Raw genomic sequence first — 21,232 nt, 5'->3', positions numbered from 1 at the left:
ACTTATAATCCGCCGTCGATCATGAAGCTCTCTTATAACCCGTCATTTACGCTATATGTCGCGGGTTGTTTTGCTACAATCTCGCCTCATTTTTTGGATGGACCGCAATATTCTATGGTTTCTCAAGATAAAACCACACAAGCGCCTGGCTTACGTCGTGAGCTAAAAGCGCGCCACCTGACGATGATCGCCATTGGCGGCTCCATCGGCACGGGGCTTTTTGTCGCCTCTGGGGCGACCATTTCTCAGGCGGGCCCCGGCGGCGCGCTGTTGTCCTACATGCTGATCGGCCTGATGGTCTACTTCCTGATGACCAGCCTGGGCGAACTGGCTGCGTATATGCCGGTCTCCGGCTCCTTTGCGACCTATGGTCAGCAGTACGTAGAAGAAGGCTTCGGCTTCGCGCTGGGCTGGAACTACTGGTACAACTGGGCGGTGACCATCGCCGTTGACCTCGTGGCCTCACAGCTGGTGATGAACTACTGGTTCCCGGACACCCCTGGCTGGATCTGGAGCGCGCTGTTCCTCGGCATCATGTTCCTGCTCAACTACATCTCCGTAAAAGGCTTTGGCGAAGCGGAATACTGGTTCTCACTGATTAAAGTGACCACCGTCATCATCTTTATTGTGGTCGGCGTGCTGATGATCTTCGGCATTTTCAAAGGCGAGCAACCTGCGGGCTGGAGCAACTGGTCGATTGGCGATGCGCCGTTCGCGGGCGGCTTCTCGGCGATGATTGGCGTGGCGATGATAGTCGGCTTCTCCTTCCAGGGTACCGAGCTGATTGGTATTGCCGCGGGCGAGTCTGAAGATCCCGGCAAGAACATTCCCCGCGCGGTGCGTCAGGTATTCTGGCGTATCCTGCTGTTCTACGTGTTCGCCATCCTGATTATCAGCCTGATCATTCCTTATACCGATCCGAGCCTGCTGCGTAACGACGTGAAAGACATCGGCGTCAGCCCGTTCACTCTGGTGTTCCAGCACGCTGGCCTGCTGTCAGCGGCGGCAATCATGAACGCCGTGATCCTGACCGCGGTGCTGTCTGCGGGCAACTCCGGCATGTATGCGTCCACCCGTATGCTTTACACCCTGGCGTGCGATGGCAAAGCGCCGCGTATCTTCTCTAAGCTTTCTAAAGGCGGCGTACCGCGTAACGCGCTCTATGCAACCACCGTGATTGCCGCGCTGTGCTTCCTGACCTCCATGTTCGGCAACCAGACCGTTTACCTGTGGCTGCTTAACACCTCGGGGATGACCGGGTTCATTGCCTGGCTGGGCATTGCCATCAGCCACTACCGTTTCCGTCGCGGCTACGTGAAGCAGGGCTACGACATTAAAGATCTGCCGTACGTCTCCGGCTTCTTCCCGCTGGGGCCAATGTTCGCCTTCGTGCTGTGCCTGATCATCACGCTGGGCCAGAACTACGAAGCATTCCTGGCCGATACCATCGACTGGGGCGGCGTCATGGCGACCTATATCGGCATCCCGCTGTTCCTGGCCATCTGGTTCGGCTACAGGATCACGAAGGGCACGCGTTTCGTGAAGTACAGCGAAATGACCTTCCCGGCTAGCATTAAGAAATAAGCTTTACAGGTGGAAAAGTGCGCGATTATCGCGCACTTAGTTTTTATGTAGGATGACCATTGTGCCGGATGACGCTGCGCTTATCCGGCCTACGGAAAAGTCAGGCTTAAATGGTTGCTCAAGGCGTCGGCTTCACAACATAAAAAAGAACTTAAAGAGATCCTTTTCGGTTATTGATCGGGCGTAACGTCAGTCAATGCTCCCCTGGCTTTCCGTATTTTTCTTTCAGGCGGGCAACTATCCGGTCCATTGCCCCGCGCTCCCTGGCAAAGCTTTGTGCATAGCGCGCTTTTCCTTGCAATCCCAGCATTGGCCGCCACACCTGCGGAGGGTTATGTTCCGCCCCTTTGTTGACCGGATCGTCTGCAGCCGGCTGACAGGCCGCGACCACCTCCGCCGGCCACACCGGAATTTTACTGGTCGCCATCACCAGCCAGCGCGGAAAGCTGATCACGAAGAAAATGGGAAGCTGCAGCGCATTCACCAGCAGACCAAGCCGCCCGTATTGCTTACTGAGGTAGAATAGCCCGAACAACCAGCCTTCCTTCTGTTTTTCCACCGGCGGGCACCAGGGAATGGTATCCACCAGATCCGGGAGATACTCATCCCTCTCTTCCATATAGCAGCGGATAAACTCCCAGTACATGGTCAGGTCTTCGGGATCCCAGTCTAAATTGATTGGAAGAGGAAATGTCCCGATGACTGCATCACCATCATCCTCTGTGATACAGCCCACAATGGTCCATTCCGTGGCTGTGAATACCTTTCCACCGGTCAGAACAAAGTGAATATCCCGCCATGGAACGGACAGCACCGTTCCACCGGACTGATAGACATACACCATCCTGTTTATACGGTTAAAGCGGATGGGATAGTAGGTACTGAAAAATGCCTCAGAGGCCATAATTCGGTATGTTACCCATGAGAGCGGAAGTGATATTAAGCACCAGATCACAATCAAATATATCCAGGTCTGAAGCGGATATCCGCCCTCCCAGAGCATGTGAACTATCAATGAGAGAAAGGTGCCAATAAATACCAGACAAAAAAAGAAAGCCCCGGCCAACGTCCATGTACCGCGCCATCTGTAATTCCGATCAACCAGCTCCAGATAGGTCGAGTTCAGCCGCACCACGCTGTCGAACCCGGAAATTCCTTTCACATCCGGGTCACCCGTTTTCTGCGAATAAATCCTGGAAATACGCTTATCACTGAGGAGGAGAAACATTTTATCGAACTGTTTTGACGGATCTGCAGGCAGCCGTTTAAAGAGATTAAACATGCGTACCTCTCTGTGGGTTCAGGGCCATATAGCCGTCCTTTTCCATGCGTTCATTCGGATAAATAGCCGGGATATCACTCTCACCCGGCGGTACCCGCCGCATCCTGACAAAATTCCTTCAACCCGCTTTCTCCTGCCTGCCATATTTTTCTTTCAGGCGGGCAACTATCCGGTCCATCGCCCCGCGCTCCCTGGCAAAGCTTTGTGCATAGCGCGCTTTTCCCTGCAATCCCAGCATTGGCCGCCACACCTGCGGAGGGTTATGTTCCGCCCCTTTGTTGACCGGATCGTCTGCAGCCGGCTGACAGGCCGCGACCACCTCCGCCGGCCACACCGGGATTTTACTGGTCGCCATCACCAGCCAGCGCGGAAAGCTGATCACGAAGAAAATGGGGAGCTGCAGTGCATTCACAAACAAACCAAGCCGCCCGAACAGCTGCTTACTGAGATAGAGCAGCCCGAACAGCCAGCCTTCCTTCTGTTTTTCCACCGGCGGGCACCAGGGAATGGTATCCACCAGGTCCGGGAGATACTCATCCCCCTCTTCCATATAACAGCGGATAAATTCCCAGTACATGAGTATGACCTCAGGACCCTGGCTCAAATCAATCGGAAGGGGGATCGCCTTCGCTACCGTGTCCCCGTCCTCTTCAGTGGTACACCCCACAATGGTCCACTGCGTTGAGAATCGCATCTTTACTGAAGTCAGGACAAAGTGGATATCCCGCCACGGAACGGACAGCACCGTTCCGCCGGACTGATACACATACACCATCCCATTTTTACGGTTAAAACGGATCGGATAGTAGGTGCTGAAAAACACCTCAGAAGTCATCATTCGGTATGTGAGTAGAGAGAGCGGCAATGTAATAACCCACGTTAAAATAGCCGCAAACCAGATGCCAAAACTGTACCCCCCCCATCCCAGCACCGCTCCGATGGTGCCGTAACAAAACAAACCAAAGAACATACAAAAAAAGATTACCCCGGCCAGCGTCCACGTCCCGCGCCAGTTGTAGGACCGATCAACCAGCTCCAGATAGGTCGAGTTCAGCCGGACCACGCTGTCAAACCCAGAAATACCTTTCACATTCGGGTCGCCTTTTTCCTGCGAATAAATCCGGGAAACGCCTTTATATCCAAACTGCCCCCCTTTATCACTCAGACGAAGAAACCCCTTATAGAACCGCCCTGAGGATGGGTCGACAGGGAATCGCTTAAAAGGATTAAACATGTTTCCCTCCCTGTGCGTTCAGGGCCATATAGCCGTCCTTTTCCATACGTGCATTCGGATAGATAGCCGGGATATCTTCTTCGTCTGGCGGAATCCGCCGCATCCTGACAAAAATTCCCTCAACCCGTTTTCTCCTGCCTGCCGTATTTTTCTTTCAGCCGGGAAACGATCCGGTCCATTGCCACGCGTTCCCTTGCAAAGCTTTGTGCATAGCGCGCTTTTCCCTGCAACCCCAGCATTGGCCGCCAGACCTGCGGGGGGTTATGTTCCGCTCCTTTGTTGACCGGATCGTCTGCAGCCGGCTGACAGGCCGCGACCACCTCCGCCGGCCACACCGGAATTTTACTGGTCGCCATCACCAGCCAGCGTGGAAAACTGAGTACGAAGAAAATAGGCAACTGCAGTGCATTCACCAGCAGACCAAGCCGCCCGAACAACTGTTTACTGAGATAGAGCAGCCCGAACAACCAGCCTTCCTTCTGTTTTTCAACTGGGGGACACCAGGGAATGGTATCGACCAGATCCGGGAGATACTCATCGCTCTCCTCCATATAGCAGCGGATAAACTCCCAGTACATGGTCAGGTCTTCGGGATCCCAGTTCAAATCGATCGGGAGAGGAATGGCCCCCGTGACAGTGTCCCCGTCATCCCCCGTAAGGCATCCCACAATGGTCCATTGTGTTGATAATGGCATCTTTGCTGAAGTCAGGACAAAGTGGATATCCCGCCACGGAACGGACAGCACCGTTCCACCGGACTGATACACATACACCATGCCGTTTTTACGGTTAAAGCGGATCGGGTAGTAGGTACTGAAAAATACCTCAGAGGTCATCATTCGGTATGTGAGTAAAGAGAGAGGTAATGTGATAGCCCAGATTAAAACGGTTCCAAACCAGATACCAAAACTGAACCCATCCCATCCCATCATCACTTCGATGAAGCTGTAACAAAAAGAACCAAAAATCATGCAAAAAAAGATTACCCCGGCCAGCGTCCACGTCCCGCGCCAGTTGTAAGACCGATCAACCAGCTCCAGATAGGTCGAGTTCAGTCGCACCACGCTGTCAAACCCGGATACACTTGGAACATCCGGATCGCCTGTTTTCTGCGAATAAATCCGTGAGACATTTTTATCACTCAGCCGACGAAAACCCGTATAGAACCGCTTTGACGGGTCGACAGGGAGTCGCTTAAAAGGATTAAACATGTTTCCCTCCCTGTGCGTTCAGGGCCATATAGCCGTCCTTTTCCATACGTGCATTCGGATAGATAGCCGGGATATCACTCTCGCCCGGCGGTACCCGCCGCCACTGCGTGCTGAGCAGCCAGTTCTGTATATCGTTCCGGGTATGGCTTAGCAGCCAGGCTCCGGCCCCCAGAACCAGCAGCATTCCGACAAATATCCCCGCCGGCCCCAGGAAGAACGCCGCCACAGAACTCGCCAAAACGGCATCCGACACCCCAAAAATGGAGATGAGCGCGATTGTTATCCTGCTGCCCCCTCCCACGGTCATCATCCCAACACCGAGAGCATTAATCAGATGCGCAATACCTGTGCCCATTTTTCCACTGTAAAGATCTATCCCCCCATTCCCAAACTCTACAAAGGTATAAACCAGTCCACCGCCATACCCTAATAGCCCCCAAAACCCTGCTCCGACAACCTTCATCATACCGTTCCTGATTACCGATAAGGTCGAAGGCAGCTCCAACGACATCAGCGGCGTCATCGCCAGCTTCAGCGCCTCCGCCGTGGACGCCACCGCCATGCTGGCATTGGCCACGAACACCGTCGCCGCTTTCCCTTTAACCGGCAGGCCGCTCTCTTTCACACCGTAACTCAGCACCATCCACTGGAAGTACGCCGAGAACACCGTCCCGCCAAACGTCATGCCTTTTGCCGCCATCTCCGTCGCCAGCGTGCCGGGTTTCATCCCGCTCAGCTTCGCCACCGATGAATTCAGTGAGTTCGGGAACAGCATCCGCGCCAGCTCATCCTCCGTGAGCATTGCCGTACTGAGCTTCGCCAGCCGTTCTTTGACCGGCAGTGCCGCCAGCGCTTTCGCCGCCGCCACATCCAGGATGCGCGGCAGCTGTATCTGCCCACCCGCGCTGTCCGGCAGGTCTTTCACCAGCCGCTCGGCCAGCTTACGCATTGCGCTGTACAGCTGACCGCCGCTTTTCCCGCTCATTTCCAGCATCCTGGCCATTCCGCGGGTCATCGCCCCGACAAAGTTTTTCGTCCCCGGCTGCACACTGACCGCAGAGAACGCCTTGCCCTGCATCGCCAGTATCCCGATGGCAAAGCGTACCGGCGTGCCCTTCACCATCAGGTCCACTGATTTCATCATCGCCTCAGACCACAGCAGGCTGAGTTTTTCCAGCCCCGTCAGAATGGCACTGGCATAGTTGCCGCTGTACTCTTTGGCCCCGTCAGCCAGACGGTCCCAGCTCATCCCCAGCCACCAGTCCGGGCCGCCGGTTTTCAGCTGTGCATTCACCTGAGCTATCCACCCGTCATGGTTAAAAAATGCTGCCCGCTGCAAAAAGTTTTCCGGGGTCAGCGGGGCCTGATTCAGCTGCTGGTCGATATGGGTAATTACCCCACCTTTGTCATTCATCCCGGCCAGTATTTTTGCCACCGTCTGAATATAGCGCCCGCCGCTGTGCGCACAGGCCGGGTCAAAATGCTGCACAAAGTAATCGGCCATCACCGGCCCCTGTATCCAGGTCAGATACATCCGAGTAATGGGAACCACCACCGTGTTATCGTACTCAGTGAGCCAGTCTTTCAGGGTCTGGCTGAATGCCTGCTCCTGTGTCCGGTCGATGTATTTTTCATAGCCGTTCTGCCACGCCTCATCCACCCGGTCGGCCCGGCTTGCGTCGTTCAGCGTGTGCATCCGGTCAGCCACGACCGGGGCCGGGAAATGCGGTCCTGCCGGGCTGTCCCAGCCGTAGCGCATCCGCTGCTCAACATGCGCATCGCCGGTTTCCGCAGACAGATAGAAATGATTACGCATCGCCAGCTCAACGCTGCCGAGCATGGTCTGCAGCGCAATTCCCCGGCTCAGCGCCGGATCCATGGCAATGGCCTGCCGCATTCGGTAACGTGCCAGCGCTGAAATCTCCGTCGCTATCCCGACCGGATCAGAAAGCACCAGAATCACGCCGTTACCGGCGTTAAGGGTATCGGCAGCCTGCTGCAGGTCGGTAGGGGAGTGGCCGTTGATCGTTTTGAGGGGAGACGGTGTCCAGTTTTTAAGGGTGCTGCTGCGCAGCCCTGGACTGTACTCTGCCACGCTGCTGAGCTGGCTGAACGGTAGCGCCTGCTGTCCGCTGTGGCTGGCAAGCCACGCATCCATATCAAATGGCTGCATGTACCGGCGGCGGAAAGTCACCTCTTCATGCTGCTGGCGAACCGCCGGTGTCCACTGCTCTTCTGACCAGGCAAACCAGTACACCCCGTTGAGCATACCCGCCGGTTTTACCGGTAAAGTCACCAGCGACGCGGTGGCCAGCTCTGCCGGCTGGGTGATACAGGGTTTCATCTCGTCGTTTGCCACGCGCGGCGGTACGCTGCCGTCTTCGGGCAGCGGGTAAAAATAACCGTCGCCGGTCGCGTAATAGTTAATCCAGCGCTGTGAGCGTTCTACCAGAATATAGAGATAGCCCTGGCGCATCAGACGGGCGGTATAGCCCGCTCCGCCTTCCGCTACCACCGGCACAGTGATGCTACCCGGGAGTACCGGTAGCCGGTCGCCTTTTTCCATGACCGCCGGACGAACCGGTAAAACAGGTAAACCGTAACGCCGGCAGAAGGTGCAGCCCTTATCGTTGCTCATAAAGAAGAATTCCTTTTCCTGTCAGAGGGAGACCCATCCGGCTGTGCGGAAAGCCTTCACCCTGTTTTTATGGTGGTTATTTGCCCATCATACACTGTACGGACCGCAACCAAAATTCCCTTAAAGGAATACAAAAGGATTTTCAGAAAGGGAAGGGCGCGATTATCGCACCCTTTTTTTTTAACCCTCTCGCCATCACTTCCTCCTCCGTAGTAAATTTTAACAATTCAATTGATAATCATTATCACTTAATTTATGGTGTCGGCAGTTTTTTAGCACGACCGCAGCCGCCCGCCAAAGTAGCGGATGGCGCAGCAAGGAATGTGAGCGCATTCAACGTAAGACTTTGTTGTATTTACCTCATGGAGAGAAAAGGAATGGTAAGGTTGAATCCCATCGTCCGGGGAGGACTTTGCGCGTCGGTTATCACGTTTGCGTTTCCAGCCGCTGCGGTTGAGCGCGAAGAGAGTCGTGAAGACACCGTGGTTGTGACCGCTTCAGCGACCGAACAAAACCTCAAAGATGCCCCCGCCAGTATCAGCGTGATCACGCAGGAAGACCTGCAAAAGAAACCGATTCAGAACCTGAAAGACGTGCTCCAGGAAGTGCCCGGCGTGCAGCTGACCAACGAGGGCGATAATCGCCAGGGCGTCAGCATTCGCGGTCTGAGCAGCAGCTACACGCTGATTCTGGTGGACGGCAAGCGCGTCAACTCCCGCAACGCCGTCTTCCGCCACAACGACTTCGACCTCAACTGGATCCCGGTGGATGCCATTGAGCGTATCGAAGTGGTGCGCGGCCCGATGTCTTCCCTGTACGGTTCCGATGCGCTGGGCGGCGTGGTGAATATCATCACCCGCAAAGTGGGCAAGGCGTGGCACGGCACAGTCTCTCTGGATTCAACCATTCAGGAAAACCGCGATCGCGGTGATGCCTATAACGGCAACTTCTTTACCAGCGGGCCGCTGATTGACGACCTGCTGGGCGTAAAAGTGTACGGCAACCTCGGCAAGCGCGAAAAAGATAAGCAGGAGCCGTCCGATACGGCCGCTTCTGGCGAAACACCGCGTATCGAAGGTTACACTACGCGCGGCGCCAGCACGGAATTTACGCTGACGCCAACGGATAATCAGGAGGTTCTTTTTGGCTACGGCTTTGACCGCCAGGACCGCGATTCCGACTCGCTGGACAAAAACCGCATGGAGCGCCAGGACTACTCCCTTTCTCACAATGGCCGCTGGGACTACGGCAACACCGAACTGCGCTTCTACGGTGATAAAGTGGATAACCTGAATCCGGGCAACAGCGATCCTATTACCGCCCGCAACAACAGCGTTGACGGCAAACTTACCCTGCCGCTGGGCGAAATCAATCAGCTGCTGACCTTCGGCGGCGAGTGGCGTCACGACAAGCTGACCGACCCGGTTAACCTGACCGGCGGCAGCAGTTCCGCCACCTCCGCCAGCCAGTACGCCCTGTTTGTGGAAGACGAATGGCGCATCTTCGAGCCTCTGTCATTGACAACCGGCGTGCGTATGGACGACCACGAAACCTATGGTGACCACTGGAGTCCGCGTGCGTACCTGGTCTATAGCGCGACCGACACCGTCACGGTAAAAGGCGGCTGGGCGACGGCGTTTAAAGCGCCTTCCTTATTGCAGCTCAGCCCGGACTGGAGCAGCAACTCCTGTCGCGGAAGCTGTAAGATTATCGGTAGCCCGGATCTGAAGCCGGAAACCAGCGAAAGCTTCGAGCTGGGCCTGTACTTTGCCGGTGATGAAGGGATCTTAGATGGCGTAACGGGCAGCGTGACCGCCTTCCAGAACAACGTCGACGATATGATTGGCATCAACCGTACCGCCAGCAGAACGGAAGCGCCGACCTATCCGAACTTTGTTGGTTTCGACAGCAACGGCAATCCGATCTTTAAATACTACAACGTCAACAAGGCGCGTATTCGCGGCGTGGAAACCGAAGTGAAAGTGCCGTTCAGCGACCAGTGGAAGCTGACGCTGAACTACACCTATAACGACGGGCGCGATCTCAGCGACGGCGGTAACAAGCCCCTGCAAAACATGGGATTCCATACCGCCAACGGAACCGTTGACTGGGTACCGGTGGATGACTGGTCATTCTACGTTTCGGCTAACTACACCGGCGAGAAGCGAGCGTTAACCCAGAATGCTGCAACGCCTGGCGGCTACGTTATCTGGAATACCGGCGCGGCGTGGAAAGCGACGAAAAACGTCAAGCTTCGCGCTGGCGTGCTGAACCTGCTGGATAAAGATCTGAACCGCGACGACTACAGCTATAACGAAGATGGCCGTCGTTACTTCGCGGCGGTGGATTACTCGTTCTGAGTTTTTCCCCGAGCCTCCCCCATTGGGGCTGAGTGCTCCCCAGTAATATGGTCAGTCATGCATGACCATATTACTGGAGCCCTTTCCCAGAGCCTTTAACGCCTGTCCGATATTCATCTACCTTATCTTGTTCAGCGACAGGTCCGTGTAGATGATATTCATACCATGGCGCAATGGCTGCGTCGTCAAGCCAGAAGGTGACGGAGCCAAGGCTGATAATGGCTTTGTTGTAAATACGCCAGTCGGTAGTTCGGAACGTCTGCGTTGTCACGGGATTGCCTGCGTTGCCAGGATCATGGGTGACTTTATCCGGCCATTCAGCAAAGGTTCGATTTTTTCAACAAGGCCCTGCCAGAATATTAAACATCTTGATCATAATATTTCCTTTCTAATTTAGTTAAGTGCGTGGGTGTTTTTTATGATCGAACTAGAAGTTAAAGGTCACATTCAGGTTCTGTAAGTGAATGTTAATTGGGATGGGATGATGTTTAATTTTAAACAATTATGTGGTTGCATTTTCTTTGGCTCTTCTTTGGTGTTTTTTTTAAATGAAATTATCGTGATAATATTAGGGGTTTAATGAAGCAGAACACTTATGGCTTAATGTTATCTTAATATTTGTTGCATACTTGCCTCGTATTTCTTCACGGGCATCACTTATTATGAAAATAAACACCACGCTTTCACCTGCAACCGCACTACTGGCACTCTTCTCCTGCATAATCCCTTTCGCCGCAAATATGCATATTCCTCTGCTGTATGGTCGCACGGTTACCTGGATTGAAAATTCACAGGCCGTTCTGCTGCTGCTGGGGGCGGTTCTTACCTTTAGCTACATGAAGCCGTTTGAACTTCCGGAAGGGGCTAAGAAATTCTGGCTATGGTCTGCCCTGTGGTGGGTCGTACTGCTTGGGCGCAGCACCAGCTGGGGACGCGATTACTTTCCCCACCTGCCGCACATTGTGTTCAGAAGCATTTCGGTGCTGCTGATTGGCGGTCTGGTGCTCTCCGTCATCGTTTCAAAACAGCTGCGAAAAGAGATAGCGCTGCGGCTGAATAAGCTCAGTCTGCCCGTCTGGACCTGCCTGCTGGTCGTAGCTACATTTTTATTAGCGGACACGGTAGAACATCACCGCCTGCTGGCGCCGTTGTTCCTGCATAGCGAAAAGTATCAGGATCTGACGGAAGAGCTGTATGAGACACCGTTTATACTCGGCCTGCTGATGATTTCGTTTGATTTTATGAAGCAGGAAGTGCAGTACAAAAACACCTTTTCCGAGGCGATGCTGGCGCTGCAGTACCGTCAGTCGATGAGAAAGGCGTAGGATATAAAATGCGGAATCAGCTAGCGTAGGGGTTTACGCCGGCTGATTTGTTGCCGCTGGTTATGCGAGCCTGATATCTGCTTCCGGGGCATATTATTGAGTTATAATGTATTGATTTAAAATACTAAAAATATTTTCGAAACATATCCAAAATGCCTCCCGGAAATGAACTTTAAAAACTTACCTTATATCAGCGATATAACGCTCAGATTTCGCGTAGCTTAATAGGGTAATGCCTCCAGTTATTAGAACATGTATTTTTAAATGAAGGCACCGATGGCCTTCATGATATCCAAAGCGGTCGCAACTTTAAGGGTTGTGTCCGTGATGCTAAGCCAGATGCTCCGCGTGGAACCGTAAATGGTCCTCCACGAAAGAAGCAATAAAATAGTAGCTATGATCGTAGCCCGGCTGAACGCGCAGGGTTAACGGCCAGTTTTTTTGTCTTGCTACTTCGGCAAGCTGGGCGGGCTGCAGCTGATCCGCCAGGAACTGATCCGCATCACCCTGATCGATTAAGGTCGGGATCGCATCCGCCTGATCCGCCGCCATCAGCAGGCAGCAGCTGTCCCACTTCTGCCACTCGCTTTCCTCATTGCCCAGATAGGCTGCAAACGCCTTTTGGCCCCACGGCACACGGGTTGGGTTGACGATAGGCGCGAACGCGGAAACGGAACGGAAGCGGCCCGGATTTTTTAACGCGATGCTTAACGCGCCGTGTCCGCCCATGGAATGGCCGAAGATGGAGGCCTTTTCGCTGATGCTGAAGTTGTCGGCGATCAGCGCGGGCAGCTCGTCACAAATATAATCATACATGCGGAAATGCTTCGCCCACGGCTGTTCGCTGGCGTTCAGGTAGAAGCTTGCGCCCTGGCCCAGGTCGTAGCTGTCGTTGTTCGGTACGCCGTCGCCGCGTGGGCTGGTGTCCGGCATGACAAGCACGATCCCCAGCTCTGCCGCCACGCGCTGTGCGCCTGCCTTGGTGGTGAAGTTTTCATCGTTGCAGGTCAGGCCCGAAAGCCAGTAGAGGACGGGAGGGGGCGTGGTGCGCGGCGGCGGCAGAAAAATACTGAACGTCATGGGGCAGTTGAGTAGCGCCGAATCATGGCGCCAGCGCTGCTGCCAGCCGTCAAAACAGCGATGTTCTTCGAGGAGTTCCATCCAGAGGTTCCTTAATTATATTCAGTATCGTTGAACAATTTTCACTTCAACCCAGTCTAGCTATGCTGCATCATGCTGACAACGGTATTGTAACAATTGAGGTCGGTGTGGCGGCACGTATCGCGTTAACGGGTTTTCTGGTGCTGGTGGTAGCGATGGGCATAGGCCGCTTTGCCTTCACCCCGCAGGTGCCGCTGATGATGTCAGAGGGCCAGCTTACCTTAACCAGCGCGGGCCTGGTCGCCGCAATCAACTATTTAGGTTATCTGGTCGGCGCGTGGGATGCCATGCGCGCGCATCGCCGCATAGAGCTCCGCCTGATGGCTGGGGTGTGGGGAGCTGCTCTTCTGACGCTGCTTTCTGCCACCGTCGATTCCGCGCTCTGGCACGGGGTGATACGCTTTCTGGTTGGCTGGGCAAGCGGCTGGGCAATGGTGCTGGTGGCCGCCTGGAGCAATGAACAGCTGGCGCGGCTGGGCAAGCCGGGCTTAAGCGCCGCGGTTTTCGCCGGGCCGGGGGCCGGGATTTTCATCAGCGGCCTGCTGGCTACGGGGATTCATAGCCTGAATCTGACCGCCCGGGAGGCCTGGCTGGTGTATGGCGTTCTGGCGCTTGCCCTGGTGCTTCTTATTGCACGCAATCTGCCTCGGAAAGGGGAGCTGCACCGTCCAGATACTGCGCCGGAGCCGCTGGTGCTGAACGCGCCGCTTAAACGTCTGGTCTGGAGCTACAGCCTCGCCGGTTTCGGCTATATTCTGCCCGCTACTTTCCTGTCGCAGATGGCGGCGGCCCGCTTCCCGGCCAGCGTTTTTGCCCAGTTTGCCTGGCCGATTTTCGGCGGGGCAGCGGTGGTGGGCATCGCCATCGGCATTGCCACGCGCCATCTGCTGCACAGCAATCAGCGTCTGGCTTTGGTGCTTTGGCTGCAGGCGGTCGGGGTCTTCGCCTCTGATTTAGTGCCCGGCATGACGGGCCTGGTATTGGGAGCCGTGCTGGTCGGCGGCGGCTTCCTTTGTGCGGTGCAGCTTTCGCTGCAGTATGGCCGCGAAATGGCACCGCAACACACGAGGTACCTGGCCGGGTTGCTGACAACGGGCTATGCCGTCGGCCAGCTTATCGGCCCTGCATTATCCGCATTATCAACGGCTTTAACGCATCAACTGGAACCGGCGCTGTATGTCGCCGGGGTAGCATTACTTATCGGCGGCGCGCTGGTCTGGAAAAGGTATTGACGATTTCAATAATTATCCCCGCCGCCACTGGATTATGCGAGCGCGCTCACGCACAATGAGCGCACACTTTGTCCCACGTAGGGCAGAGGTCAGCCACACCTGCAGGAGAAAACGACATGCCATCATTAAGTCACGAAGCCGCTCTCGTTCACGAGGCCCTCGTTGCGCGCGGGCTGGAAACGCCGCTGCGTCCCCCGGTTCGTGAAATGGATAACGAAACCCGCAAGCGCGAGATTGCCGGACATATGACGGAAATCATGCATTTGCTGAATCTGGATCTGAGCGACGACAGCCTGATGGAGACGCCGCACCGCATCGCCAAAATGTATGTCGATGAGATTTTCTCCGGCCTGGATTACGCGAACTTCCCGAAAATCACCGTCATTGAAAATAAGATGAAGGTCGATGAGATGGTGACGGTTCGTGACATCACGCTGACCAGCACCTGCGAACACCACTTCGTGACCATCGACGGGAAGGCCACCGTGGCGTACATCCCGAAAGAGACGGTTATTGGCCTGTCGAAGATTAACCGCATCGTGCAGTTCTTCGCCCAGCGCCCGCAGGTTCAGGAGCGCTTAACCCAGCAGATCCTGATTGCTCTGCAAACCCTGCTTGGCACCAATAATGTGGCGGTGTCTATTGATGCAGTCCATTATTGTGTGAAGGCTCGTGGGGTGCAGGACGCGACCAGCGCCACCACCACCACCTCGCTGGGCGGGCTGTTTAAATCCAGCCAGAACACACGCCAGGAGTTCCTGCGCGCCGTTCGTCATAGCTAACTGTTAAACGGGCAGGGACCATGGAAAGAAATGTCACGCTGGATTTTATTCGTGGCGTCGCCATCCTGGGTATTCTGCTGCTGAATATCGTCGCCTTCGGCCTGCCAAAGGCGGCGTATATCAATCCCGCCTGGTCCGGCTCCGTTTCCCTGAGCGATGCCTGGACATGGGCCGTGCTCGATCTGTTCGCGCAGGTTAAATTCCTCACCCTATTTGCTTTGTTGTTTGGCGCAGGGCTGCAGATGTTGTTACATCGCGGCAAGCGCTGGATCCAGTCACGCCTGACGCTGCTCGTCCTGCTCGGTTTTATGCACGCTTTGCTGCTGTGGGACGGCGATATTCTGCTGGCCTACGGGCTTGTGGGGCTAATCTGCTGGCGGATGATCCGCGACGCGCCGACGACGAAGCAGCTCTTTAATACCGGGGCGCTGCTTTATCTTATTGGGGTCGGCGTGCTGCTGCTGCTGGGCTTTATATCAGGCAACGCGCCCAACCGTTCCTGGCTACCGGACGCTGCGAACATCCAGTATGAAGCGTTCTGGAAGCTGAACGGCGGCGTGGAGGCCATCAGCAATCGCTCCGACCTGCTTTCTTCGAACCTGCTGGCGCTGGGCGCGCAGTACGGCTGGCAGCTGGCAGGCATGATGCTGCTCGGCGGCGCGCTGATGCGCAGTGGCTGGCTTAAAGGGCAGTACAGTTTGCAGCACTATCGCCGTACGGGATTCTGGCTGGTTGCGGTGGGTATGGCGATAAACCTGCCGGGGATTTACGCTCAGTGGCACCTTGACTGGAGCTATCGCTGGTGCGCATTTATTCTTCAGGCCCCCCGCGAGCTGAGCGCGCCCTTTCAGACGGCTGGCTATGCCGCGCTGGCCTTCGGCTTCTGGCCGTGGCTGTCTAAGCTGCGTCTGGCAGCGGCAATCACCTGCGTTGGCCGCATGGCCCTGTCTAACTATCTGCTGCAAACGCTTATCTGCACGACATTATTCTACCGCTTCGACCTGTTTATGAAATTCGACCGCCTGCAGCTGCTGGCCCTGGTGCCTGCCGTCTGGGCGGTCAATATTCTCTTCTCCGTTCTGTGGCTGCGCCGCTTCCGTCAGGGACCGGTGGAGTGGCTGTGGCGTCAGTTAACCGCACGTGCTGCGGGTGTTTCATTAAAGCCTTCCGCAAGATAATGACTTGCATCACAAAGGTTAACGAATTGTATGTAACCGTTTTCACGAGTGTGATCCTCTTCACGTAAACCCGCCCCGACTCGCTGCCAGAATAGCCACCTTGCCAAATACAGGGTTCCGCTATGAAACCGACACATCATCCGCACGGTGACAACCATGATCACCATCCGTGACGTTGCACGCATTGCCGGTGTTTCCGTGGCGACCGTTTCCCGCGTCCTGAACAACAGCGCGCTGGTCAGCCCGGAAACGCGTGAAAGCGTGATGCGGGCCGTGAACCAGACCGGTTACCGCCCCAACGCTAACGCCCAGGCGCTTGCTACCCAGGTGAGCGACACTATTGGCGTGGTGGTGATGGATGTTTCCGACCCCTTCTTTGGCGCGCTGGTTAAAGCGGTGGACGTAGTGGCACAAGAGCACAACAAATATGTGCTGATCGGCAACAGCTACCACCAGGAAGAAAAAGAGCGTCACGCCATTGAGGTGCTGATCCGCCAGCGCTGCAACGCGCTGATTGTGCACGCTAAGGCGCTGAGCGACGAAGAGCTTGCCGAATTCCTTGAGCACATTCCAGGCATGGTGCTGATCAACCGCATCGTGCCGGGCTACGCGCATCGCTGCGTAGGCCTCGACAACGTAAGCGGGGCTTTAATGGCCACGCGCATGCTGTTCAATCAGGGGCATCAGCGCATCGGCTATCTTGCCTCCAGCCACAACATTGAAGATAACGATCAGCGTCGGGAAGGGTGGCTGCGTGGCTTGTCAGAGCAGGGGATTGCGGCTCCGGAAAGCTGGGTTGGCGTGGGGTCGCCGGATATGCAGGGCGGCGAGGCGGCCATGGTTGAGTTGCTCGGGCGCAATCTGCAGCTCAGCGCGGTGTTTTCCTATAACGACAGCATGGCGGCGGGCGCGTTGACGGCGCTGAAAGATAACGGCATTGTCGTGCCGCATCATGTTTCAGTCATCGGCTTTGATGATATCCCTATTGCCCGTTACACGGACCCGCAGCTGACCACCGTTCGCTATCCCATCGTTTCAATGGCCCGGCTGGCGACGGAGCTGGCGTTGCAGGGGGCGGCAGGGACCATAGACGCTACGGCAACGCACTGTTTTATGCCGACTCTTGTGCGTCGTCATTCCGTCTCGCCAAAGCAAATTGTGGGGCCGATCACTCTCTGATTAAAGACTTTGATGTAACCGGTTTCAATTTGTGAGTAAATTCACAGTTAATTAACATAACGCTGTCTATGATGTCAGCGTTTTATAGGCTGAAACTATATGTAACGGTGATTAATCAGTTTCACTATAGGTATCAAGCTAAAAAGCAGCCATAAAATGCAGTACAGGATCGTTACAGAACACGGAAGCTTATTTTTTTAGGATAATTTTCGGCATTCAGTAACGTTTTCATAACATTACTGCCCTGCCTGAAGCTCACTAAGCACTACCCTGCAAAAAAACCGGAGATACCATGAATAAGAAGGTTTTGACCCTGTCCGCCGTTATGTCCTGCATGCTTTTTGGCACGGCTGCTCACGCTGCTGATACCCGTATCGGCGTGACCATCTACAAATACGACGATAACTTCATGTCGGTCGTGCGCAAAGCAATTGAGAAAGACGCCAAAGCAAGCCCGGACGTTGAGCTGCTGATGAACGACTCCCAGAACGACCAGTCCAAGCAGAACGACCAGATCGACGTACTGCTGGCGAAAGGCGTGAAGGCGTTGGCCATCAACCTGGTTGACCCGGCAGCGGCAGGCACGGTCATTGAAAAAGCCCGTGGCCAGAACATCCCGATTGTTTTCTACAACAAAGAACCTTCACGTAAAGCGCTGGATAGCTACGATAAAGCGTACTACGTAGGCACCGACTCTAAAGAGTCCGGCATCATTCAGGGCGACCTGATTGCGAAACACTGGGCGGCAAACCCGGCCTGGGATCTGAACAAAGACGGCCAGATTCAGTTCGTGCTGCTCAAAGGCGAGCCGGGCCACCCGGATGCTGAAGCCCGTACTACCTACGTTATCAAAGAGTTGAACACCAAGGGCCTGAAAACCCAGCAGCTGCAGTTAGATACTGCGATGTGGGACACCGCCCAGGCGAAAGATAAGATGGACGCGTGGATGTCCGGCCCGAACGCTAACAAAATCGAAGTGGTTATCGCCAACAACGATGCGATGGCAATGGGTGCGGTAGAAGCGCTGAAAGCACACAACAAATCTTCTATTCCGGTCTTCGGCGTGGATGCCCTGCCTGAAGCGCTGGCGCTGGTAAAATCCGGTGCGTTGGCCGGAACCGTGCTGAACGATGCCAACAACCAGGCGAAAGCCACCTTCGATCTGGCGAAAAACCTGGCGGCGGGCAAACCTGCGGCAGAAGGCACGAACTGGAAGATTGAAAACAAGATCGTGCGTATTCCTTACGTCGGCGTTGATAAAGACAACCTGGCGCAGTTCTCAAACAAATAAATGCCCGTCATACTTCGAGCCGCAGGTGCGTTAGCTGCGCTCGCTCACCCCAGTCACTTACTTGATGTAAGTTCCTGGGGATTCCCGAGCTTGTTGCCTTCCTGCAACTCGAATTATTTAGGGCATTACGGTTAGCAATGTTATGTCCGGGTGCGTTAACCGTGCCCGGACAGGTTTTACGCTCAGCAACACTTTCGCAGCCAGGTATAACTATGGTCAGCAATCAGACAGCGACGCCTGAATTCTTGTTGGAAATGACTAACGTCAACAAGTCTTTCCCCGGCGTAAAGGCACTGGATAATGTCAATTTAAAAGTTCGTCCTCATTCCATTCACGCGTTGATGGGTGAGAACGGGGCGGGTAAATCAACATTATTAAAATGCCTTTTTGGGATCTACAGTAAGGATTCCGGCAGTATTCTTTTTCAGGGACAAGAAGTAAATTTCAACAGCACGAAAGAGGCGCTGGAGAACGGTATTTCAATGGTGCACCAGGAGCTGAACCTGGTTCTGCAACGTACCGTGATGGACAATATGTGGCTGGGGCGTTACCCAACCAAAGGCGTATTTGTCGATCAGGATAAAATGTACCGCGACACAAAAGACATTTTCGACGAGCTGGATATTGATATCGATCCGCGCGCCCGCGTTGGCACGCTATCCGTATCACAAATGCAGATGATCGAAATTGCCAAGGCGTTTTCCTATAACGCCAAAATCGTCATAATGGATGAGCCAACGTCCTCCCTGACGGAAAAAGAAGTTAACCACCTCTTTAAAATTATTCGCAAATTAAAAGAGCGTGGCTGCGGTATCGTTTATATCTCCCATAAAATGGAAGAGATATTCCAGCTGTGCGATGAAATTACGATTTTGCGTGACGGACAGTGGATCGCCACCCAGCCGCTGGAAGGGCTGGACATGGATAAAATCATCTCCATGATGGTTGGCCGCTCCCTAAACCAGCGCTTTCCGGACAAGTCAAACGTGCCGGGGGAAGTGATTCTGGAGGTGCGCAACCTGACCTCGCTGCGTCAGCCCTCTATCCGCGATGTCTCTTTTGATTTGCATAAAGGGGAGATTCTGGGGATTGCCGGCCTGGTGGGCGCGAAGCGTACCGACATTGTGGAAACGCTGTTTGGTATTCGTGAAAAATCATCCGGTACCATTTTTCTACACGGCAAAAAAATTAATAACCACAGCGCCAACGAAGCGATTAACCATGGCTTTGCGTTAGTGACCGAAGAGCGCCGCTCTACTGGCATTTATGCTTACCTGGATATCGGTTTTAACTCGCTGATTTCAAATATTCGCAACTATAAAAACAAAATTGGTCTGCTCGATAATAGCCGTATGAAAAGCGATACCCAGTGGGTTATCGACTCCATGCGTGTGAAAACACCAGGGCACCGCACGTCAATTGGTTCGCTGTCAGGTGGCAACCAGCAGAAAGTTATTATTGGCCGCTGGTTATTAACCCAGCCGGAAATTTTAATGCTTGATGAACCTACGCGCGGTATCGACGTGGGAGCGAAGTTTGAAATTTACCAGCTGATTGCTGAGCTGGCTAAAAAAGGGAAAGGAATCATCATTATTTCGTCCGAAATGCCGGAGTTGTTAGGGATTACAGACCGTATTCTGGTAATGAGCAATGGCCTCGTTGCGGGAATTGTAGACACTAAAACAACCACGCAGAACGAAATATTACGTCTTGCGTCTGTGCACCTTTGATAATTTAGGGGCTATTGAAAATGAGTGCGTTAAATAAGAAAAGTTTTCTAACTTATCTGAAAGAAGGCGGCATTTATGTCGTTTTGTTGGTGCTGCTGGCGATCATTATTTTCCAGGATCCGACATTTTTAAGCTTGCTGAACTTAAGTAACATCCTGACTCAGTCTTCTGTGCGTATTATTATCGCGCTGGGCGTGGCGGGCCTGATTGTTACCCAGGGGACCGACCTGTCTGCCGGACGCCAGGTAGGCCTCGCGGCGGTAATCGCGGCAACGCTTCTGCAGTCGATGGATAACGTCAATAAAGTATTCCCGGATATGGCGACCATGCCTATTCCGGTGGTGCTGCTGATTGTCTGTGCCGTAGGCGCGATCATTGGCCTGATTAACGGCATTATCATTGCCTACCTGAACGTGACGCCGTTTATCACCACTTTGGGTACGATGATCATCGTTTACGGGATCAACTCCCTGTATTACGACTTCGTAGGGGCGTCGCCGGTCTCCGGCTTTGACTCTAACTTCTCGACATTTACCCAGGGGTTCATCGCCTTAGGGACGTTCCGTCTCTCCTACATCACGTTCTACGCGCTGTTTGCGGTGATGTTCGTATGGGTGTTGTGGAACAAAACTCGCTTTGGCAAAAACATCTTTGCTATAGGCGGCAACCCGGAAGCGGCGAAAGTGTCCGGCGTTAACGTCGGCCTGAACCTGATTATGATCTATGCGCTGTCCGGCGTGTTCTACGCCTTCGGTGGGATGCTGGAAGCGGGGCGTATCGGTTCGGCAACCAACAACCTCGGCTTTATGTACGAGCTGGATGCGATTGCGGCCTGCGTGGTAGGCGGCGTGTCGTTCAGCGGCGGGGTAGGGACGGTTGTCGGCGTGGTGACCGGTGTTATCATCTTCACCGTTATCAACTACGGTCTGACCTATATCGGCGTGAACCCTTACTGGCAGTACATCATCAAGGGCGCGATTATTATCTTCGCGGTTGCCCTGGATTCACTAAAGTACGCTCGTAAGAAGTAAGAAACGAATCCACC

Annotated in this window: 15 protein-coding genes; 10 read left to right on the top strand and 5 right to left on the bottom strand. The window is 54.4% G+C overall.

Annotated elements, in window-relative coordinates; genetic code table 11:
• Nucleotides 1–114 precede the first annotated feature (114 nt).
• The gene (locus ACA108_15065) at nt 115–1,584 is read left to right on the top strand and encodes an amino acid permease (protein ID XEX94692.1); all 1,470 of its coding nucleotides are present in this window, start codon (nt 115–117) and stop codon (nt 1,582–1,584) included.
• A gap of 193 nt (nt 1,585–1,777) precedes the next feature.
• Here ACA108_15065 and ACA108_15060 read toward each other — a convergent pair whose 3' ends face one another.
• The 4 genes from ACA108_15060 to ACA108_15045 all read right to left on the bottom strand — a co-directional run bounded on the left by ACA108_15060 (nt 1,778) and on the right by ACA108_15045 (nt 7,949).
• Nucleotides 1,778–2,866 (bottom strand): DUF6708 domain-containing protein, encoded by a 1,089-nt coding sequence (locus ACA108_15060; GenBank protein XEX94691.1) that lies wholly within the window; start codon nt 2,864–2,866, stop codon nt 1,778–1,780.
• 118 nt (nt 2,867–2,984) lie between these two features.
• Nucleotides 2,985–3,956, bottom strand: coding sequence for a DUF6708 domain-containing protein (locus tag ACA108_15055; protein ID XEX94690.1), 972 nt, complete (start codon nt 3,954–3,956; stop codon nt 2,985–2,987).
• Nucleotides 3,957–4,219: 263 nt separating this feature from the next.
• Nucleotides 4,220–5,311 carry a DUF6708 domain-containing protein gene (locus ACA108_15050; protein XEX94689.1) on the bottom strand — a complete coding sequence of 364 codons (1,092 nt, stop codon included), beginning with the start codon at nt 5,309–5,311 and terminating at the stop codon, nt 4,220–4,222.
• Nucleotides 5,304–7,949 carry a T6SS effector BTH_I2691 family protein gene (locus ACA108_15045; protein XEX94688.1) on the bottom strand — a complete coding sequence of 882 codons (2,646 nt, stop codon included), beginning with the start codon at nt 7,947–7,949 and terminating at the stop codon, nt 5,304–5,306. The genes ACA108_15050 and ACA108_15045 overlap by 8 nt, the downstream gene beginning before the upstream one ends.
• A 377-nt stretch (nt 7,950–8,326) precedes the next feature.
• Here ACA108_15045 and cirA point away from each other — a divergent pair, with 377 nt between their 5' ends.
• Together cirA and ACA108_15035 are read left to right on the top strand one after the other, a co-directional pair.
• Complete coding sequence (gene cirA / locus ACA108_15040; protein XEX94687.1) at nt 8,327–10,309, top strand: catecholate siderophore receptor CirA; 1,983 nt, start codon at nt 8,327–8,329, stop codon at nt 10,307–10,309.
• 662 nt (nt 10,310–10,971) lie between these two features.
• Nucleotides 10,972–11,634, top strand: a complete 663-nt coding sequence (locus ACA108_15035; protein ID XEX94686.1) for a hypothetical protein — start codon at nt 10,972–10,974, stop codon at nt 11,632–11,634.
• 330 nt (nt 11,635–11,964) lie between these two features.
• Here the strand turns inward: ACA108_15035 and fghA are convergent, their stop codons facing one another.
• Nucleotides 11,965–12,795, bottom strand: coding sequence for an S-formylglutathione hydrolase (fghA, locus tag ACA108_15030; GenBank protein XEX94685.1), 831 nt, complete (start codon nt 12,793–12,795; stop codon nt 11,965–11,967).
• Between the two features lie 107 nt (nt 12,796–12,902).
• Here fghA and ACA108_15025 point away from each other — a divergent pair, with 107 nt between their 5' ends.
• The 7 genes from ACA108_15025 to mglC all read left to right on the top strand — a co-directional run bounded on the left by ACA108_15025 (nt 12,903) and on the right by mglC (nt 21,218).
• The gene (locus tag ACA108_15025; GenBank protein ID XEX98124.1) at nt 12,903–14,027 is read left to right on the top strand and encodes a YbfB/YjiJ family MFS transporter; all 1,125 of its coding nucleotides are present in this window, start codon (nt 12,903–12,905) and stop codon (nt 14,025–14,027) included.
• A gap of 116 nt (nt 14,028–14,143) precedes the next feature.
• Nucleotides 14,144–14,809 carry a GTP cyclohydrolase I FolE gene (gene folE, locus ACA108_15020; GenBank protein ID XEX94684.1) on the top strand — a complete coding sequence of 222 codons (666 nt, stop codon included), beginning with the start codon at nt 14,144–14,146 and terminating at the stop codon, nt 14,807–14,809.
• 20 nt (nt 14,810–14,829) lie between these two features.
• Nucleotides 14,830–15,987, top strand: coding sequence for a DUF418 domain-containing protein YeiB (yeiB, locus tag ACA108_15015; GenBank protein ID XEX94683.1), 1,158 nt, complete (start codon nt 14,830–14,832; stop codon nt 15,985–15,987).
• A 156-nt stretch (nt 15,988–16,143) separates the two neighbouring features.
• Nucleotides 16,144–17,166 carry an HTH-type transcriptional regulator GalS gene (galS, locus tag ACA108_15010; GenBank protein XEX94682.1) on the top strand — a complete coding sequence of 341 codons (1,023 nt, stop codon included), beginning with the start codon at nt 16,144–16,146 and terminating at the stop codon, nt 17,164–17,166.
• Nucleotides 17,167–17,458: 292 nt separating this feature from the next.
• On the top strand, nt 17,459–18,457 hold the full coding sequence (gene mglB, locus ACA108_15005) for a galactose/glucose ABC transporter substrate-binding protein MglB (GenBank protein ID XEX94681.1): 999 nt from the start codon (nt 17,459–17,461) through the stop codon (nt 18,455–18,457).
• 212 nt (nt 18,458–18,669) lie between these two features.
• Complete coding sequence (mglA, locus tag ACA108_15000) at nt 18,670–20,187, top strand: galactose/methyl galactoside ABC transporter ATP-binding protein MglA (GenBank protein XEX94680.1); 1,518 nt, start codon at nt 18,670–18,672, stop codon at nt 20,185–20,187.
• A 20-nt stretch (nt 20,188–20,207) separates the two neighbouring features.
• Complete coding sequence (gene mglC, locus ACA108_14995) at nt 20,208–21,218, top strand: galactose/methyl galactoside ABC transporter permease MglC (protein ID XEX94679.1); 1,011 nt, start codon at nt 20,208–20,210, stop codon at nt 21,216–21,218.
• The last annotated feature ends 14 nt before the right edge of the window (nt 21,219–21,232 follow it).

The organism is Dryocola sp. LX212 (assembly GCA_041504365.1).
In the GTDB taxonomy this organism is placed as follows: domain Bacteria; phylum Pseudomonadota; class Gammaproteobacteria; order Enterobacterales; family Enterobacteriaceae; genus Dryocola.
The sequence above is the reverse complement of the archived record's forward strand: the minus strand, read 5'-3'. Positions and strand labels throughout refer to the sequence as shown.

What these genes read in the sequence shown, in the direction of transcription:
- ACA108_15065 (XEX94692.1), top strand. Translation starts at nt 115, where the DNA reads ATGGTTTCTCAAGATAAAACCACACAAGCGCCTGGCTTACGTCGTGAG.
- folE (XEX94684.1), top strand. Translation starts at nt 14,144, where the DNA reads ATGCCATCATTAAGTCACGAAGCCGCTCTCGTTCACGAGGCCCTCGTT.
- ACA108_15045 (XEX94688.1), bottom strand. Translation starts at nt 7,949, where the DNA reads ATGAGCAACGATAAGGGCTGCACCTTCTGCCGGCGTTACGGTTTACCT.
- mglA (XEX94680.1), top strand. Translation starts at nt 18,670, where the DNA reads ATGGTCAGCAATCAGACAGCGACGCCTGAATTCTTGTTGGAAATGACT.
- galS (XEX94682.1), top strand. Translation starts at nt 16,144, where the DNA reads ATGATCACCATCCGTGACGTTGCACGCATTGCCGGTGTTTCCGTGGCG.
- ACA108_15050 (XEX94689.1), bottom strand. Translation starts at nt 5,311, where the DNA reads ATGTTTAATCCTTTTAAGCGACTCCCTGTCGACCCGTCAAAGCGGTTC.
- fghA (XEX94685.1), bottom strand. Translation starts at nt 12,795, where the DNA reads ATGGAACTCCTCGAAGAACATCGCTGTTTTGACGGCTGGCAGCAGCGC.
- cirA (XEX94687.1), top strand. Translation starts at nt 8,327, where the DNA reads ATGGTAAGGTTGAATCCCATCGTCCGGGGAGGACTTTGCGCGTCGGTT.
- mglB (XEX94681.1), top strand. Translation starts at nt 17,459, where the DNA reads ATGAATAAGAAGGTTTTGACCCTGTCCGCCGTTATGTCCTGCATGCTT.
- ACA108_15060 (XEX94691.1), bottom strand. Translation starts at nt 2,866, where the DNA reads ATGTTTAATCTCTTTAAACGGCTGCCTGCAGATCCGTCAAAACAGTTC.
- mglC (XEX94679.1), top strand. Translation starts at nt 20,208, where the DNA reads ATGAGTGCGTTAAATAAGAAAAGTTTTCTAACTTATCTGAAAGAAGGC.
- ACA108_15035 (XEX94686.1), top strand. Translation starts at nt 10,972, where the DNA reads ATGAAAATAAACACCACGCTTTCACCTGCAACCGCACTACTGGCACTC.
- yeiB (XEX94683.1), top strand. Translation starts at nt 14,830, where the DNA reads ATGGAAAGAAATGTCACGCTGGATTTTATTCGTGGCGTCGCCATCCTG.